The sequence below is a fragment of the Streptomyces sp. SAT1 genome (genome assembly GCF_001654495.1).
GTDB classification, from domain to species: domain Bacteria; phylum Actinomycetota; class Actinomycetes; order Streptomycetales; family Streptomycetaceae; genus Streptomyces; species Streptomyces andamanensis.
The window spans coordinates 4,870,570-4,885,996 of the sequence record NZ_CP015849.1; the positions used below are offsets into that span (position 1 = coordinate 4,870,570).

Annotated in this window: 14 protein-coding genes; 7 read left to right on the forward strand and 7 right to left on the reverse strand. The window is 70.5% G+C overall.

From position 1 onward, the window contains the following. Positions 1 to 89 precede the first annotated feature (89 nt). The 3 genes from mctP to A8713_RS21140 all read right to left on the reverse strand — a co-directional run bounded on the left by mctP (position 90) and on the right by A8713_RS21140 (position 2,888). Positions 90 to 1,700, reverse strand: coding sequence for a monocarboxylate uptake permease MctP (gene mctP / locus A8713_RS21130; RefSeq protein WP_064535214.1), 1,611 nt, complete (start codon positions 1,698 to 1,700; stop codon positions 90 to 92). Continuing rightward, positions 1,697 to 1,975 carry a DUF3311 domain-containing protein gene (locus A8713_RS21135; RefSeq protein WP_064535215.1) on the reverse strand — a complete coding sequence of 93 codons (279 nt, stop codon included), beginning with the start codon at positions 1,973 to 1,975 and terminating at the stop codon, positions 1,697 to 1,699. The genes mctP and A8713_RS21135 overlap by 4 nt, the downstream gene beginning before the upstream one ends. Positions 1,976 to 2,123: 148 nt before the next feature. Continuing rightward, positions 2,124 to 2,888 (reverse strand): GntR family transcriptional regulator, encoded by a 765-nt coding sequence (locus tag A8713_RS21140; protein ID WP_018571345.1) that lies wholly within the window; start codon positions 2,886 to 2,888, stop codon positions 2,124 to 2,126. Between the two features lie 463 nt (positions 2,889 to 3,351). On the opposite strand from A8713_RS21140, the gene A8713_RS21145 reads away from it, so the two are divergent. From A8713_RS21145 to A8713_RS21160, 4 genes are all read left to right on the forward strand, one after another. Further along, positions 3,352 to 4,635: an extracellular solute-binding protein gene (locus A8713_RS21145; RefSeq protein ID WP_064535216.1), complete on the forward strand. Its 1,284-nt coding sequence runs from the start codon at positions 3,352 to 3,354 to the stop codon at positions 4,633 to 4,635. A gap of 137 nt (positions 4,636 to 4,772) precedes the next feature. Beyond that, entirely contained in the window at positions 4,773 to 5,759 is a 987-nt protein-coding gene (locus A8713_RS21150; RefSeq protein ID WP_064535217.1) for a carbohydrate ABC transporter permease, read from the forward strand. Continuing rightward, positions 5,756 to 6,622 (forward strand): carbohydrate ABC transporter permease, encoded by an 867-nt coding sequence (locus tag A8713_RS21155; RefSeq protein WP_018571348.1) that lies wholly within the window; start codon positions 5,756 to 5,758, stop codon positions 6,620 to 6,622. The genes A8713_RS21150 and A8713_RS21155 overlap by 4 nt, the downstream gene beginning before the upstream one ends. A 9-nt stretch (positions 6,623 to 6,631) precedes the next feature. After that, entirely contained in the window at positions 6,632 to 8,140 is a 1,509-nt protein-coding gene (locus A8713_RS21160) for a glycoside hydrolase family 3 protein (RefSeq protein ID WP_064535218.1), read from the forward strand. Positions 8,141 to 8,401: 261 nt separating this feature from the next. On the opposite strand, the gene nagB is transcribed toward A8713_RS21160, so the two are convergent. Together nagB and A8713_RS21170 are read right to left on the reverse strand one after the other, a co-directional pair. Further along, on the reverse strand, positions 8,402 to 9,187 hold the full coding sequence (gene nagB / locus A8713_RS21165) for a glucosamine-6-phosphate deaminase (RefSeq protein WP_064535219.1): 786 nt from the start codon (positions 9,185 to 9,187) through the stop codon (positions 8,402 to 8,404). Between the two features lie 333 nt (positions 9,188 to 9,520). Next, positions 9,521 to 10,318 carry an SDR family oxidoreductase gene (locus tag A8713_RS21170; protein ID WP_173860880.1) on the reverse strand — a complete coding sequence of 266 codons (798 nt, stop codon included), beginning with the start codon at positions 10,316 to 10,318 and terminating at the stop codon, positions 9,521 to 9,523. 93 nt (positions 10,319 to 10,411) lie between these two features. Between A8713_RS21170 and A8713_RS21175 the strand changes: the two genes are divergently transcribed. Together A8713_RS21175 and A8713_RS21180 are read left to right on the forward strand one after the other, a co-directional pair. Continuing rightward, positions 10,412 to 11,062 (forward strand): TetR/AcrR family transcriptional regulator, encoded by a 651-nt coding sequence (locus tag A8713_RS21175; protein WP_064535220.1) that lies wholly within the window; start codon positions 10,412 to 10,414, stop codon positions 11,060 to 11,062. A gap of 509 nt (positions 11,063 to 11,571) precedes the next feature. Continuing rightward, the gene (locus A8713_RS21180; RefSeq protein ID WP_026253146.1) at positions 11,572 to 13,038 is read left to right on the forward strand and encodes a sensor histidine kinase; all 1,467 of its coding nucleotides are present in this window, start codon (positions 11,572 to 11,574) and stop codon (positions 13,036 to 13,038) included. Between the two features lie 247 nt (positions 13,039 to 13,285). Here the strand turns inward: A8713_RS21180 and A8713_RS21185 are convergent, their stop codons facing one another. Together A8713_RS21185 and A8713_RS21190 are read right to left on the reverse strand one after the other, a co-directional pair. Next, the gene (locus tag A8713_RS21185; RefSeq protein ID WP_016639615.1) at positions 13,286 to 13,543 is read right to left on the reverse strand and encodes a WhiB family transcriptional regulator; all 258 of its coding nucleotides are present in this window, start codon (positions 13,541 to 13,543) and stop codon (positions 13,286 to 13,288) included. A gap of 320 nt (positions 13,544 to 13,863) precedes the next feature. Continuing rightward, positions 13,864 to 14,832, reverse strand: coding sequence for a diacylglycerol/lipid kinase family protein (locus tag A8713_RS21190; RefSeq protein ID WP_064535221.1), 969 nt, complete (start codon positions 14,830 to 14,832; stop codon positions 13,864 to 13,866). A gap of 116 nt (positions 14,833 to 14,948) precedes the next feature. Between A8713_RS21190 and A8713_RS21195 the strand changes: the two genes are divergently transcribed. Beyond that, a complete protein-coding gene (locus A8713_RS21195) occupies positions 14,949 to 15,407 on the forward strand; it encodes a hypothetical protein (RefSeq protein ID WP_064535222.1) in 459 nt (152 codons plus the stop codon). The last annotated feature ends 20 nt before the right edge of the window (positions 15,408 to 15,427 follow it).

The window sequence follows — 15,427 nt, forward strand, 5'->3', positions numbered from 1 at the left end:
CCGCACGGACACGGCGACGGGCCGCCGGATTCTCCCGGCGGCCCGTCGGCCCGGTCGAGGGCGTCGGCCTCCTCGAAGGGGGCGTCCGCTCAGTGGGCGCTGCCCGCGGTGGCGGGCGGCAGCTCGACGGAGACACCGGCGTCCCCGGCGTCGGCCGTGTAGTCCTCCGGGCGGGTCTCGTCGACGCCGTCGGGGGCCTTCAAAGCCTTGAGGGCGAAGGTCAGGACCACGGCGACGGCCACGTTCAGCACGAACGCCGTCATGCCGATGTAGCCGATCTCGCCGATGCCCGGGATCTCCTTGGCCGAGCCGCCGAAGTGCTTCTGCGTCGGCGAGGCGACCCCGTAGGCCGCGACCGTGCCGTAGACCATGCCGACCGCCCAGCCGGCCAGCAGCGCCCAGCGGTGGAACCAGCGGGTGAACAGGCCGCCGACCAGGGCCGGGAAGGTCTGCAGGATCCAGATCCCGCCGAGCAGCTGGAAGTTGATGGCCACCGTCTTGTCCATGGTCAGCACGAAGACCAGCGCGCCCACCTTCACCAGCAGCGAGACCAGCTTGGAGACCCGGGTCTCCTCCTTGGGCGTCGCGTCCGGCTTGATGAAGTCCTTGTAGATGTTGCGGGTGAACAGGTTCGCGGCCGCGATCGACATGATCGCCGCCGGCACCAGCGCGCCGATGCCGATGGCCGCGAAGGCGATGCCCGTGAACCAGTCCGGGAACATGTCCTCGAACAGCTGCGGGATGGCCAGCTGGCCGTTCTGCACCTTCACGCCCGCCGCGATCGCCATGAAGCCGAGCAGCGCCAGCAGGCCCAGCATCAGCGAGTACAGCGGCAGGATCGTGGTGTTGCGGCGGATCACCTCGCGGCTGCGCGAGGACAGCGTGGCGGTGATCGAGTGCGGATACATGAACAGCGCCAGCGCGGAGCCCAGCGCCAGGGTGGCGTACGTCCACTGGCCGCCCGGGGCCGGTGCCAGTCCGCCCGCCCCGGCCTTGCTGTACTTCTCGGAGGCCGCGGCGAAGATGTCGTCGAAACCGCCCAGCTTGATCGGGATGTAGATGATCGCGACCGCGATGACGATGTAGATGAGCGCGTCCTTCACGAACGCGATCAGCGCGGGCGCGCGCAGCCCCGAGGAGTACGTGTACGCCGCCAGCACACCGAAGGCGATCAGCAGCGGCAGGTCCTTCACGAACCAGTTGGTGTTCTCGCCGCCGCCCACGCCCATCACGTCCAGCACCGCCTGGATGCCGACGAGCTGGAGCGCGATGTACGGCATGGTGGCGAGGATGCCGGTGAGCGCCACCGCCAGCGACAGGCCCTTGGAGCCGAACCGCCCGCGCACGAAGTCGGACGTCGTCACGTACCCGTGCTTGTGCGAGACCGACCAGAGCCGGGGCAGGAAGGTGAAGATCAGCGGGTAGACCAGGATCGTGTACGGCACCGCGAAGAACCCGGCGGCCCCGGTCGCGTAGATCGCCGCGGGCACCGCCACGAACGTGTAGGCGGTGTACAGGTCGCCGCCGAGCAGGAACCAGGTGATCCAGGTGCCGAAGGACCGGCCGCCCAGGCCCCACTCGTCCAGGCTGTGCTCGTTGTCCGCCCGGCGCCAGCGCGCTGCCAGGAAGCCCATGACGGTGACGAGCAGGAAGAAGAAGATGAAGACGCCGAGCGCGACGCCGTTGACGCCGTCCTTCACCGGGCCGCACCGCCCTTCGCGGACGCGGAGTCACCGGTGCGGCGCCCGCGCTGGTCGTGCTGCCAGAGCCGGTAGGCGATCACCGTGAGGACCGTGGAGATGATCACCCACAGCATCTGGTACCAGTAGAAGAACGGGATGCCGATGAACGTGGGGTCGGTCTTCGCGTACGAACCGACCCACAGCATCGCCACGAACGGCGCGACGAGGCAGAGGCCGATGACCACCCGCAGGGGTGTCACCACCCCTTTGCCCACTCCTGGCCCATCTGACATGTGCGGCTCCGTTCCTGTGCTGGTCACCGGTGCGATGCGCAGGCAATCTAGGTCACGGTGACAAGCGAACGGAACCCCTTGTCCGCATACCGGTTCCGCGGACACCGTCCGGGGACCGGGCGCAGGGGCACGGCGGGGCAGGGCGGGGTCAGTCCATCGGCCTCTTCAGGCGCGCCACGAACTTGTAGCGGTCGCCGCGGTAGACCGAGCGCACCCACTCCACGGGCTGGCCGGTGCGGTCCTGGGAGTGCCGGGAGAGCAGCAGCATGGGCAGGCCGACATCGGTGCCGAGCAGCCCGGCCTCGCGGGGGGTGGCCAGCGAGGTCTCGATGGTCTCCTCGGCCTCGGCGAGATGGACGTCGTAGACCTCGGCGAGGGCGGTGTAGAGCGAGGTGTACTTGACCAGGCTGCGGCGCAGCGCGGGGAAGCGCTTGGCCGAGAGGTGCGTGGTCTCGATGGCCATGGGCTCGCCGTTGGCCATGCGCAGCCGCTCGATGCGCAGCACCCGGCCGCCCGCGGTGATGTCGAGCAGGGCGGCGAGCCGGTCGTCGGCGGTGATGTACCCGATGTCCAGCAGCTGAGAGGTCGGTTCCAGTCCTTGGGCGCGCATGTCCTCGGTGTAGGAGGTCAGTTGCAGCGCCTGGGAGACCTTCGGCTTGGCGACGAAGGTGCCTTTGCCCTGGATGCGTTCGAGCCGGCCCTCGACGACGAGTTCCTGGAGCGCCTGGCGCACGGTCGTGCGGGAGGTGTCGAACTCGGCGGCCAGGGTCCGCTCGGGCGGCACGGGCGTGCCGGGCGCCTGCGTCTGGGTCATGTCGAGCAGGTGCTTCTTCAGGCGGTAGTACTTGGGCACGCGCGCGGTACGGACGGTCGCCCCACCCTCGTTCTCCGCACTGCTGACGTCGGTGCTCATGCTCTGCCTTCCCGGCTCCAGTGCCGAAGCGACCGACTCCCGTCGGCCACGGCTCACATCGTGGCACGGCTTCTTGTGACGGGTGGCACCCGCACGCTCCGTGATCTCCTCTGTATACCGCCGTGACCCCCGCTGGTCTAGTCCATCGCCCGTCCCCGGCCCGGGTGGTCCACGCGAACAGGCGCGCGACCGGGGGGAAGTGACGGCCGGTGGTCCAGTGGAGCGGGGACGTCCGTTTGACCGCATGAGCAATGAAAGGTCCCTGCATATCGCGGTCCCATAACGGAGCACCTGAGCAGGTCGGCGCACCCTTGACAGCCCTATTGGTCTGGGCCAAGCTCCCCGTACTGGTCTACACCATTGGTCCAGGTCCCGGCCCCATGGGCGGTGTGCGCTGACGCTTCCAACTGTCGCTCAACCGCGGGGAGGCAGGGGGGTTTGTGGCATCCCTGAGGAGGGTGGCGTGAAGCGCAAGCTTGTTGCCGCGATCGGTATCGCGGGAATGATGGTCTCCATCGCGGCCTGTGGCGGCAGTGACGACGACAAGGGGGGCTCGAACGGTGCGGACGCCAAGGAGCTGACCGTCTGGCTCACCGTCGACGCGCAGAACAACTGGCCGGACCTGGTCAAGGCCGCCGACGACGCGGTGGTGAAGAAGCACCCGGGGCTGAAGGTCAAGCACGAGTACTACGGCTGGCCGGACAAGAACACCAAGCTCGACGCGGTGCTCGCCACCGACAAGGCCCCCGACGTGGTCGAGATGGGCAACACCGAGATGCTCGGCTACATGGTCAAGGGCGCCTTCGCTCCGCTGGACGCGTCGAAGTTCGACAACTCCTCCGGGTGGCTGGACGGCCTCAAGGCCTCCGTGACGTACGAGGGCAAGACCTACGGGGTGCCCTACTACGCCGGCGGCCGCGTCGCCAACTGGCGCAAGGACATCTTCGCGCAGTCCGATGTGAAGACCACGCCGAAGACCTACCAGGAACTGATCGCCGACCTGGACAAGGTGCAGCAGAAGCAGGGCGACAAGTTCAGCGCCTGGTACCAGCCCAGCCGTGACTGGTACGCCGCGATGTCCTTCGTCTACGACGCCGGCGGCTCCATCGCCAAGGAGGACGGCGGCCAGTGGAAGGCCAACCTCTCCTCGCCGGAGTCCCTGAAGGGCCTGAACGACTACAAGGCCGTCCTGGACAAGTACATGCACGGTGACAAGACCAAGGACGAGGCCGACCGGCCCATCGTCTACGGCCAGGGCAAGTCCGGCATGATCTTCGCCGCCGCCTGGGAGGGCGCGACCGCCGCCGACCCGAAGAACGACAAGGTCGGCAAGCTCGCCGACAAGGTCGAGAACTTCGTGATGCCCGGCCCGTCCGGCAAGAACATGCCGGTCTTCCTCGGCGGTTCGGACCTCGCCGTCCCGGTCAAGTCCAAGGCGCAGGCCGTCGCCGCCGAGTGGATCAACGCCTTCACCGGCACCGCCGGCCAGAAGGGCCTGATCGCCAAGGGCAACCTGCCCAACAACAAGACCGACCTCGCGACGCTGAAGAGCGACCCGAAGACGGCGGTCCCGGCCACCGCGGCCGAGTCCAGCTGGTTCGTCCCGATGGCGCCGGGCTGGGGCCAGGTCGAGAAGGCCCAGGTGCTGCAGACCATGCTGCAGAGCATCGGCACCGGCAAGAAGTCGGTCGAGGACGCCGCCAAGGAGGCGGACGCCGCGATCGACAAGGTCATCAACACCAAGTGACCTGAGCGCAGGGCCCTGCCGCGGGCGGGGCCCTGCTTCTCGCACGGCCGTCTCACGGGGCCCGCTCCCCGTACGGCCGTGCCGGGCTTTGCCTTGCTTCGCCTTCGTACCACCTGACGGCCGCTGAGGAGCGCGCGATGAGTGCCGCAGACACGACCACCCCTGCCAAGGTGCCGCCACCGCGGCAGGCGCCGCCACCCGCCGCCGCGGACCGGCCGCGCAGAAACCGGGCGTCGGGCGGCGCGACGACCCCATGGCTGCTGCTCGCCCCCTGCCTGCTGATCCTGGCCCTGGTCATGGCCTACCCGCTGGTGCGGCTGGTCACGCTGTCCTTCCAGAAGTTCCAGCAGCCGCAGCTGTGGGGCTTCCAGAAGGCCGACTGGGTCGGGTTCTCCAACTTCACCAAGGTGCTCAGCGACGACGAGTTCTGGTCGGTCGTCGTGCGCACCATCGTCTTCGCCGCCGGCTGCGTGATCCTCACCATGGTCATCGGCATGGCGCTCGCCCTGCTCCAGCAGCGGGTCTCCGGCTGGGTCAAGACGCTGATCAACATCGCGCTGGTGGCCAGCTGGGGCATGCCCGTCATCGTGGCCACCACCGTCTTCAAGTGGCTCTTCGACTCCGACTACGGCATCCTCAACGCGCTGCTGAGCAAGCTGCCCGGAGTCGAGCTGATCGGCCACAACTGGTTCGCCAGCGGCCCCCAGGGGCTCGCGGTGATCATGCTCCTCGTGGTCTGGGGCGCCGTGCCCTTCGTCGTCATCACGCTCAGCGCCGGTCTGACGCAGGTGCCCAAGGAGATGGAGGAGGCGGCCCGGCTCGACGGCGCCGGCGCCTGGGGTGTCTTCCGCTATGTCACCCTGCCCATCCTCAAGCCGGTCCTCGTGATGCTCACGACCCTGTCGGTCATCTGGGACATGGGCGTCTTCCCGCAGGTGTTCGTCATGCGCGGCGGCCACCCCGAGGCCGAGTTCCAGATCCTCAACACCTACTCCTACGACCGCGCCTTCGTGGTCAACGACTACGCGCAGGGCTCGGCGATCGCCCTGATCACCGTGCTGCTGCTGCTGGGCGTGGTCGCCGTGTACATGCGCCAGATGCTGAAGATCGGAGAGGTCGAATGAGCACCCTGAGCGGCACGAGCACCGCCGCCCCCGCGGTCCGCCGCCGCCGGGCGCCGAAGCTCGGCTGGAACCTGCTCGGCCTCCTGGTCTTCGTCGTCCTGGGCTTCCCGCTCTACTGGATGCTCAACACCGCGTTCAAGCCGGCCAAGGACGCCATCGACCCGGACCCGAGCCTGCTGCCCACCGGCTTCACCACGGCCAACTTCAAGCGCGCCCTGGAGGTCTCCGACTTCTGGGGCCCGGTCGGGCGCAGCCTGATCGTGTCCCTGGTCGTCGTGGGCGTCGGCATCGTCGTCGGCACGCTGGCCGCGCTCGCCATCTCCCGGTTCGCCTTCCGGGGCCGCAAGATCGTGATCGTGGGCATTCTCGCGGTGCAGATGGTGCCGCTGGTCGCCATGATCATCCCGATCTTCCTGCTGCTGAACGACCTGGGTCAGTACGACAAGCTGACCGGCCTGATCATCACGTATCTGACCTTCGTGCTCCCCTTCACGGTGTGGACGCTGCGCGGTTTCATCGTCAACATCCCCAAGGAACTCGAAGAAGCCGCCATGGTCGACGGCTGCACCCGCACCGGCGCCTTCGTCCGCGTGGTCTTCCCGCTGCTCGCCCCCGGCATGGTCGCCACCTCGGTCTACGGCTTCATCCAGGCCTGGAACGAGTACCTCTACGCCCTGATGCTGATGAGCCAGCAGAACCAGACCGCCACGGTCTGGCTCGGCAACTTCACCACCAAGAACGGCACCGAATACGCCCCGATGATGGCCGGAGCCACCATGATGGCGGTGCCCATCGTCGTTCTGTTCCTCCTCGTACAGCGCAAGATGGCCGCGGGCCTGACCGCGGGCGCCGTGAAGGGATAACGCCACCCGATGACGACATTCGCCGGCGGTGCCACCGCCTCCGACGCGGCGAGCGACCGGCTCGCCCGCGACGCGCTGACCGTCCTCCAGCCCGGCTTCACCGGGACCACGGCCCCCGACTGGCTGCTGCGCCGGCTCGGCGAAGGACTGGCCTCGGTCGGTCTGTTCGGCCGCAACGTCGCCACCGCCGAGCAGCTGACCGCCCTCACCGCCCGGTTGCGCGCCGAGCGCGAGGACGTCCTCGTCGCCATCGACGAGGAGGGCGGCGACGTCACGCGCCTGGAGGTGCGCACCGGCTCCAGCTTCCCCGGCAACCACGCGCTCGGCGCGGTGGACGACGTGCAGCTGACCGAGGACGTCGCCCGCGAACTCGGCCGTCGGCTCGCCGAGTGCGGCGTCAACTTCGACTGGGCGCCCTCGGCGGACGTCAACTCCAACCCGGGCAACCCGGTCATCGGCGTCCGCTCCTTCGGCGCCTCCACCGACCTGGTCGCCCGGCACACCGCCGCCTATGTCCGCGGGCTCCAGGCGGCGGGCGTCGCCGCCTGCACCAAGCACTTCCCCGGGCACGGCGACACCGCGGTCGACTCGCACCACGCGCTGCCCCGCATTGACGTGGACGCCGATGTGCTCCAGGCCCGCGACCTGGTGCCGTTCCGCGCGGCCGTGGCCGCCGGGACCAAGGCCGTGATGAGCGCGCACATCCTGGTGCCGGCCCTGGAGCCGGACCTTCCGGCAACGTTGTCCAGGCGGGTGCTCACCGAACTGCTGCGCGGCGAACTGGGCTACGACGGCCTGATCGTCACCGACGCCGTGGAGATGAAGGCCATCGCCGACACCTACGGCATCGAGCGGGGCAGTGTCCTCGCCGTCGCCGCGGGTGCCGACGCGATCTGCGTGGGCGGCGGCCTCGCGGACGAGGGGACCGTCGACCGGCTGCGGGACGCCCTGGTCGGCGCGGTCCGCTCCGGCGACCTGCCCGAGGAGCGGCTCGCCGACGCCGCCGAACGGGTCCGCGCCCTCGCCCGCTGGACCGCCGAGGCGGCGGCCACCGGCACCGGTGTCGTCGCCGACCCCGAGGTCGGTCTGCGCGCGGCCCGCCGGGCCCAGCGGGTCACCGTCGCGGAAACGTTCACTCCGCTCGACCGCGCGCCCTACGTCGCCGCCCTCACCCCGGTCGCCAACATCGCGGTCGGCGACGAGACGCCCTGGGGCGTGGCCGCCGAACTGTCCCGGCTCCTGCCCGGCACGGAGACCGGCAGCTTCAGCGGCGACGACGCCGGACAGGCGGCCCTGCGGGCGGCCGGCGACCGGCGCGTGGTGGCGGTCGTCCGCGACGAGCACCGCCATCCCTGGATGGCCGCCGCCCTGGACACGCTGATCGCGGCCCGCCCCGACACGATCGTCGTCGAGATGGGCGTCCCCCAGGCCACCCCCCGGGGCGCCCTCCACATCGCCACCCACGGCGCCGCCCGCGTCTGCGGCCTGGCGGCGGCGGAGATCATCGCCGGGAAGTAGCCCAGCCCGCACCCGCACCCGCACAGGCGTCGGTCACCCCTCGGGGGACCGGCGCCTTCGGGCATCCCGCCCGGCACGGGAGACGTCGACACGCTCGACACCGTCGACACAGGGGACACCGAGGCGGCCCGGGACACGGCACCGGCGCGGGCACGGCAGAGGCGCCGGTCCCCCACCGGGCGCCGGCGCCTCGCGCGCATCTCCTCCGCGCACGGCCGGACCGGGCCGCGCGGGACGGAGGGGGAAGAGGGAGGAGAGGTCCTAGATCCCCTGCCAGTCCGGCTTGTTGGCGTAGGTGTGGCGGAAGTAGTCGGCGAGCTTCAGCTTGGCGGCGGCGGCCTCGTCGACGACCACGGTGGCGTGCGGGTGGAGCTGCAGGGCCGAGGCCGGGCAGACCGCGGCGACCGGACCCTCGACGGTCGCGGCGACCGCGTCCGCCTTGCCCTCCCCGGTGGCCAGCAGCACCAGGTGCCGGGCCTCCAGGATCGTGCCGATGCCCTGGGTGATGACGTGGTGCGGGACCTGCTCGACGTCGCCGTCGAAGAAGCGCGCGTTGTCCACCCGAGTCTGCTCGGTCAGCGTCTTGATGCGCGTCCGCGAGGCGAGCGAGGAGCACGGCTCGTTGAACCCGATGTGCCCGTCCGTGCCGATGCCCAGCAACTGGAGGTCCACCCCTCCGGCCTCGGCCAGCGCACCGTCGTACGCCTCGCAGGCCCCCTGCACGTCCTCGGCGGTGCCGTCCGGGCCGAGGAACGCCTCCATGCCGATCCCCAGCGGCTCCAGCACCTCCCGGCGCAGGACGGACCGGTAGGACTCCGGGTGGTCGGCGGGCAGCCCCACGTACTCGTCGAGCTGTGCGATCCGTGCCCGGGAGGTGTCCGCGGCGCCGGAAGCGACCTGGGCCGCCAGCGCCTCGTAGATGGGCAGCGGAGTAGAACCCGTGGCCACGCCGAGCAGGGCGTCGGGCTTCCGCCGCAGCAGCTGCGCCATGGCCTCGGCGATGAGCTCGCCGCCCGCCCTGGCATCCGGAACGATGACAACTTCCACGCTGGGCCTGCCGATCTGAGGAGAGCCGAGAAGGGGACCGGACCCGGAAAGGAGGGGTCGTGTGGTTTAGACCAATCTAGCAGAATCGGGTTCCCGGGACCCGTCCCGCGCGATCATCGGCCCTTCACCGCGGACCCCGCACCGGCGCACTCGCCACCACCCCGCGAACCGCCCCCGGCGGCCTTGTCGCCCGCCTCCTCTCTACCTCTCCGCCCCCTGTCCCGCCACCCCCTGCGCCCCCTTCCGTCGCCCCCTGTCTCCTGCTCTCCTGTGCGTCCCCGCACTCCTTGCCCCCCTGAGCTTCCCGGGCTTCCCGGGCTTCCCGTCGTCCCCTCATGTGAGCGACCCCCCTGTCGCGTCCACCCAGCTCCCCGTCACCCACCGTCCGGCGTCCGAGACGAGGAAGGCCACCACGTCCGCCACGTCCGCCGGTGCGCCGACCCGGCCGAGCGCGGATATCGCCGCCGCCCGGTCCCAGCCGCCCGGTGTGCCGTGCAGCAGGCCGGCCGTGTTGTCGGTGTCGATGATCCCGGGCGCGACCGAGTTGACCGTGATGCCGCGGGGGCCCAGCAGCTTGGACAGATCCCGGGTGAACACGTCCAGCGCGGCCTTGGTCATGGCGTAGGCCACCTTGTCCGGCATCACCGCCGTACGCGCGAGGCCGGAGGAGACGTTGACGATCCGGCCGCCGTCGCGCAGCCGGTGGAGGCCGTGGCGGACGAGGAAGAACGGAGCCTTGGTGTTCACCGCGAAGACCTGGTCGTACTCCTTCTCCTCGATCGCCTCCAGCGGCTGCGACGTGCCGATCCCGGCGTTGTTCACCAGGATGTCCAGGCCGTCCGCGTGCCGGTCGAACTCGGCCCACAGCGCCTCGGCGTCGCCGGGCCCGCCCAGCTCGGCGCCGATCGCGAACGCCGATCCGCCGGCCGCCTCGATCGCCGCGACCGTGTCCTCGGCCGCCGTCGCGCTCCTGCCGTAGTGCACCGCGACGCGCGCGCCGTCCCGGGCCAGCCGCTCGGCCACGCCCCGACCGATGCCCCTGCCGGCCCCGGTGACCAGCGCGGTGCGGCCCGCGAGCACGCCCGTCCGTCCGGTCGCACCTGTCCGCTCGTCCGTTCCCATGACGCCCATGTCAGGCCCCCTCGCATTTCCCTAGCGGTCGCTACAGAAAGACCGTACAACAGCCCGCTGACAGTTCTCTAGTGGCCGCTATAAAATCACTCCATGGAGGCACAGCAGGAGAAAGAAGCGCAGGACAGCGGGGAGCGTAAGCGCGCGCCCGCCGCCAGGCGCCGTGGCCGGCCGCGTTCGTTCGACCGGGCGACCGCCCTGGAGAAGGCGGTCCTCGCCTTCTGGGAGAACGGGTACGAGGGCACCTCCGTCTCCGATCTCACCCGGGTCATGGGCATCGGCGCTCCCAGCCTGTACGCGGCCTTCGGCGACAAGCAGGCGCTCTTCGCCGAAGTGGTGCGCGACTACGGCGAGCGGTACGGCTCCTTCGGCGAACGCGCCCTGGCCGAGGAGCCCACGGCGCGTGCCGCCGTCGAGCGGATGCTGCGCGAGGCGGCGGCCGAGTACACCGCGCCGGGCCGCCCGCACGGCTGCCTGGTCATCCACGCGGCCGCGAACTGCACGACCCCGGAGGTGGAGGAGTCCCTGCGGGCCCGGCGCAACGAGAACATCGCCGCGTTCGAGAGCCGGATACGCGCCGATGTCGCCGTCGGGGAGCTGCCGGCGGACACCGACACCGGCGCACTCGCCCGGTACGTCGGCGCACTGGTCCAGGGCATGTCCCAGCAGGCGCGCGACGGCGCGCGCCGCGAGGAGCTGGAGGCGGTCGCGGAAATTGCCCTGGCCGTCTGGCCCCGCCGCTGAGCCGCGCGGGCTAGGCTGCTGCCTGGTGAGCGCCCGGTGCCCGGCGGGGCCGGCCGGTCCTGTACGACCGTTCGATCACGCCGTTCGATGAAGAAAGCACAACGAACAGCTGCCCGCTCATGGACAGGCCCAAGTGGTCTAGTCCACAATCGAGGGGGATCCCGGACGCGGACCGCGCGACCCGTCCGTGCACACGAGGTGAACACACGAACCTCCGTTCTCCCCGCACAGGAGGACGGACCGAGGAACCGGTGCTCTCTGCCCTGACTGCTCCGGCTCCTCATCCTTCGGCCGACCGGGACCGCACACCCCACGGCCGATATTGCTCCGGGCTGCGGTGCCGGGAGGGCTGAGGGTCCCTCCCAGGCGCCGCGGCCCGCGGGTGTGTTCGGGCCCGGACCGGCGAACTCCTCCGCCCCGGCGCGAGCCCCTTCGCCCCGGCCCGCCTCGCCCCGCCGGGTGTTTCAGAACCGTACAAACGCCCGGGTACGCTCGCAGGCGTGCCCTCCATGAACGAACTCGTACGCCAGCACACCGCCCTCGACGACTCCGATCTCGAATGGCTCCATCTGCTGGTCTCGGAGTGGCAGCTGCTCTCCGACCTCTCCTTCGCCGACCTGGTGCTGTGGGTCCCGACGCTGGACGGCACCCGCTATGTGTCCGTCGCCCAGATGCGCCCCAACACCGGGCCGACCTCGTACCAGGACGACATGGTCGGCCACCTCGTGCCGCGCGGCCGCCGCCCGATGCTGGACGCGGCGCTCGACGAGGGGCGCATCGTCCGCGAGGGCGATCCGGAGTGGCGCGAGGAGGTGCCCGTGCGCGTCGAGTCCATCCCGGTGCGGCGCGAGGGGCGCGTCCTCGGTGTCATCGCGCGCAACACCAACCTGCTCACCGTGCGCACCCCGAGCCGGCTCGAACTGACGTATCTCCAGAGCGCCTCCGATCTGGCCCAGATGATCGCCGCCGGTTCCTTTCCCTTCCCCGACCAGCAGGTCGACATGGACGCCTCGCCGCGCGTGGGGGACGGGCTGATCCGGCTGGACGCGGACGGTGTGGTCACCTACGCCTCGCCGAACGCGCTGTCCGCCTACCACCGCCTCGGTCTCGCCGCCGACCTCGTCGGCCACCACCTCGGCGAGGCCACCGCCGAACTCGCCCCGTCCCGCGCGCCGGTGGACGAGGCGCTGGTGAAACTGGCGAGCGGCTGGGCCCCGCGCGAGTTCGAGATCGAGGCCAGCGACGGGGTGATCCAGTTCCGGGCCATTCCGCTCAAACCCAAGGGCACCCGCATCGGTTCCCTGGTCCTGTGCCGCGACGTCACCGAACTGCGCCGCCGCGAACGCGAGTTGATTACCAAGGACGCGACGATCCGGGAGATCCACCACCGGGTCAAGAACAATCTCCAGACGGTGGCGGCGCTGCTGCGGCTCCAGGCCCGGCGCATCGACTCCGAGCGCGGCCGGGAGGCCCTGGAGGAGGCGGTCCGCCGGGTCGGCTCGATCGCCATCGTGCATGAGACGCTGTCTCAGAACCTGGACGAACGGGTGGAGTTCGACGAGATCGCCGACCGGGTGCTGGCGATGGTCGCCGAGATCTCGCCCGGCAAGGTCACCGGTCGGCGCAGCGGGCGGTTCGGGATCCTGGACGCCGAGGTCGCCACCCCGCTCTCGATGGTGCTGACCGAAGTCCTCCAGAACGCGCTGGAGCACGGGTTCCGCCAGGACGACACCGGCACCGTCGAGGTCTCCGCGGTCCGCGGCGGCAGCACGCGCGAGGGCCGGCTGCTGGTGACGGTCCAGGACGACGGCGTGGGGCTGCCCGAGGGGTTCGACCCGCACCGTTCCGGAAATCTCGGTCTCCAGATCGTGCGCACCCTGGTCGAGGGCGAGTTGGGCGGCACCTTCGACATGGTCCCGGCCCCGGAGCGCGGCACGCGCGTCCTGCTCGACATCCCGGTGGGCACCGCCAAGTAGGAGTCGTAGCCGTCACGGTGACGGCGTCCGGGTCCCCGGCACGGCGGTGCGGGTCCTCGGCGCAGCAAAGAGCCCCGGACCGTGATCGGTCCGGGGCCAGTCGCTCGTTGCTGCCCCATCGGGTGGGGTACCCCTGCTCGAAGAGCTCGGGGAGCATCGGTGGTACTGCGCGCTGCGGCTCGGGTGCGGGGGATGCGTACGCGCTGTACGCGCCGCCAAGCTCAGGCTGTCAGCGGGGTGGCTGTGGTCAGGCGGAGGCCTGACGGGCCCGGTTGCGAGCGGCGCGGCGCTTCATCGCGCGGCGCTCGTCCTCGCTGAGACCACCCCAGACGCCGGAGTCCTGGCCGGACTCGAGCGCCCACTGCAGGCACTGCTCCATAACCGGGCAGCGACGGCAGACGGCCTTGGCTTCCTCGATCTGCAGCAGCGCAGGACCGGTGTTGCCGATGGGGAAGAAGAGCTCGGGGTCTTCCTCGCGGCAAACGGCGTTGTGACGCCAGTCCATGGCTGCTACCTCTCCTTGGTATTACGTGCAAGTTGCTTGTGAATGTGAACGCTTTCACGAATCCCTCAACAAGTGAAGGGCCGACCGTCAGGTTTCCCTGGCGTGGTCCTGTGGATTGAAGAGGGGTTCCGGCGATCTCCGGGGCCCGGTGTGTTGGGCCGTCCCGATCGCCATGTAGAGATTCGCAAACCTCGGCGGCGGATACAACCCCTTCCGGAAACTTTTTTTGGATTCCTCGGTGTCGACTAGGTCACAGCCGTACTTCCATGGGGTGGATCCTGGCCTAAACGTTCGAGTGAAAGGACTTTGGGCCCTTCCACTCACACAATCACACGCAGTGCACGGCGTACGCCTGTGAACGTTACGCTCGTACGCAGCCCCAGATGGTCACCGTCCATCTGGAGGGGGAGCGGAGCCTTCGAATGCAAGGTGAAGCTGCTCAGGTCGTGCAGTGACAGGGCGTGCCTGCCCTGCGGTCCGCGCTCGGGGGACGAAGTGAGCAACTGGGTGCCGTACCGGGCCACCGCTGCCGTGGACAGCCGGCTGAGTCCGAGCACGTCGAGGCCGGTGTCGAAGGACGCCCGGGGCGAGGTGTACATCGGGCGATTGCCCAGGTAGGTCCACGGCGAGGTGTTCGACACTATCGCCACCACCAGATCGGCGACCGGGTCCTCGCCGGGCCGCTCCAGGGTGATCGCGCCGTGCCGCCGGTTCGGCTCGCCGAAGAACTGGCGCAGCACCTGCCGTACGTACAGCGCGTGCGTCGACTTCTTGCCGCGCTCGCGCTGCTGTTCGACGCGTCCGACCACGCCCGCGTCGAAGCCCAGTCCGGCGTTGAAGGTGAACCAGCGCTCGGGGACCGCCGCGTCGTCGGTGCCCGGCGTCCCGGAGGCCAGTCCCAGCCCGACCGTGCGTTCGCTGCCCTCGCGCAGGGCGTCCAGGATCGCGCCGGTCGCCTCCACGGCGTCGTTGGGCAGCCCCAGGGCGCGGGCGAAGACATTGGTGGACCCGCCGGGCACCACCGCGAGGCGGGGCAGGCGCTCGGGGTCGGGGCCCCGGTGCAGCAGCCCGTTCACGACCTCGTTGACGGTGCCGTCGCCGCCCAGGGAGACGACCAGGTCGATGTCCTCGCTGTCCGCCGCCTGCCGGCCCAGGTCGCGGGCGTGGCCGCGGTACTCGGTGGTGACCGCGTCCAGTTTCATCTCGCTGGCGAGCGCGTGGATCAGGACGTCGCGCGTACGTGCGCTTGTGGTGGTAGCCGCCGGATTGACCACGAGAAGTGCACGCATGGTCAGCAGCGTACCTACTGAGGAGTACTCGGCCCAGGCCGAGGTAGGGATCGGGTAAGAGGGAAGGGCGTGAGCCTGGACACGGTCCGGTGCACGGCGCGGGCTACCCTTCTGGGGTGAGCAGCGAGCAGAACCCCTCCACCGGCACCACGGACGCCCCCTCCGGCCCGCGCCCGCGACGGCTGACCGCCGCGGCGGCGCTGTGCGCGCTGGAGGGCCTGGCCCTGCTCGCCGGCGGCGTCTGGATGCTGGTCCTCGGCCTCACGGGCGGGCACGACCGGCAGCAGGCCGTCACGGGCGGGATCACCGTCCTGGCGCTCGCGCTGCTGCCGCTGCTGGCGGCCCGCGGGCTGCTGCTGCGGCGCAGCTGGAGCCGGGGGCCCGCGCTCATCACCCAGATCATGGCGCTGCCCGTCGCCTACAGCCTGCTCCAGGCCGACAGCGTGGCCGTCCCGGCGGGCGTCGCCCTCGCCGCCGTGGCCGTGGCGTCCCTGGTCCTGCTGGTCCACCCGGCGACGACCCGGGCCCTCGGCATCAGGGGACCGGGCCGTGCCCAGGAGACCGGCCAGCGGTAACCGCGCGCCCCGGGGGGCCG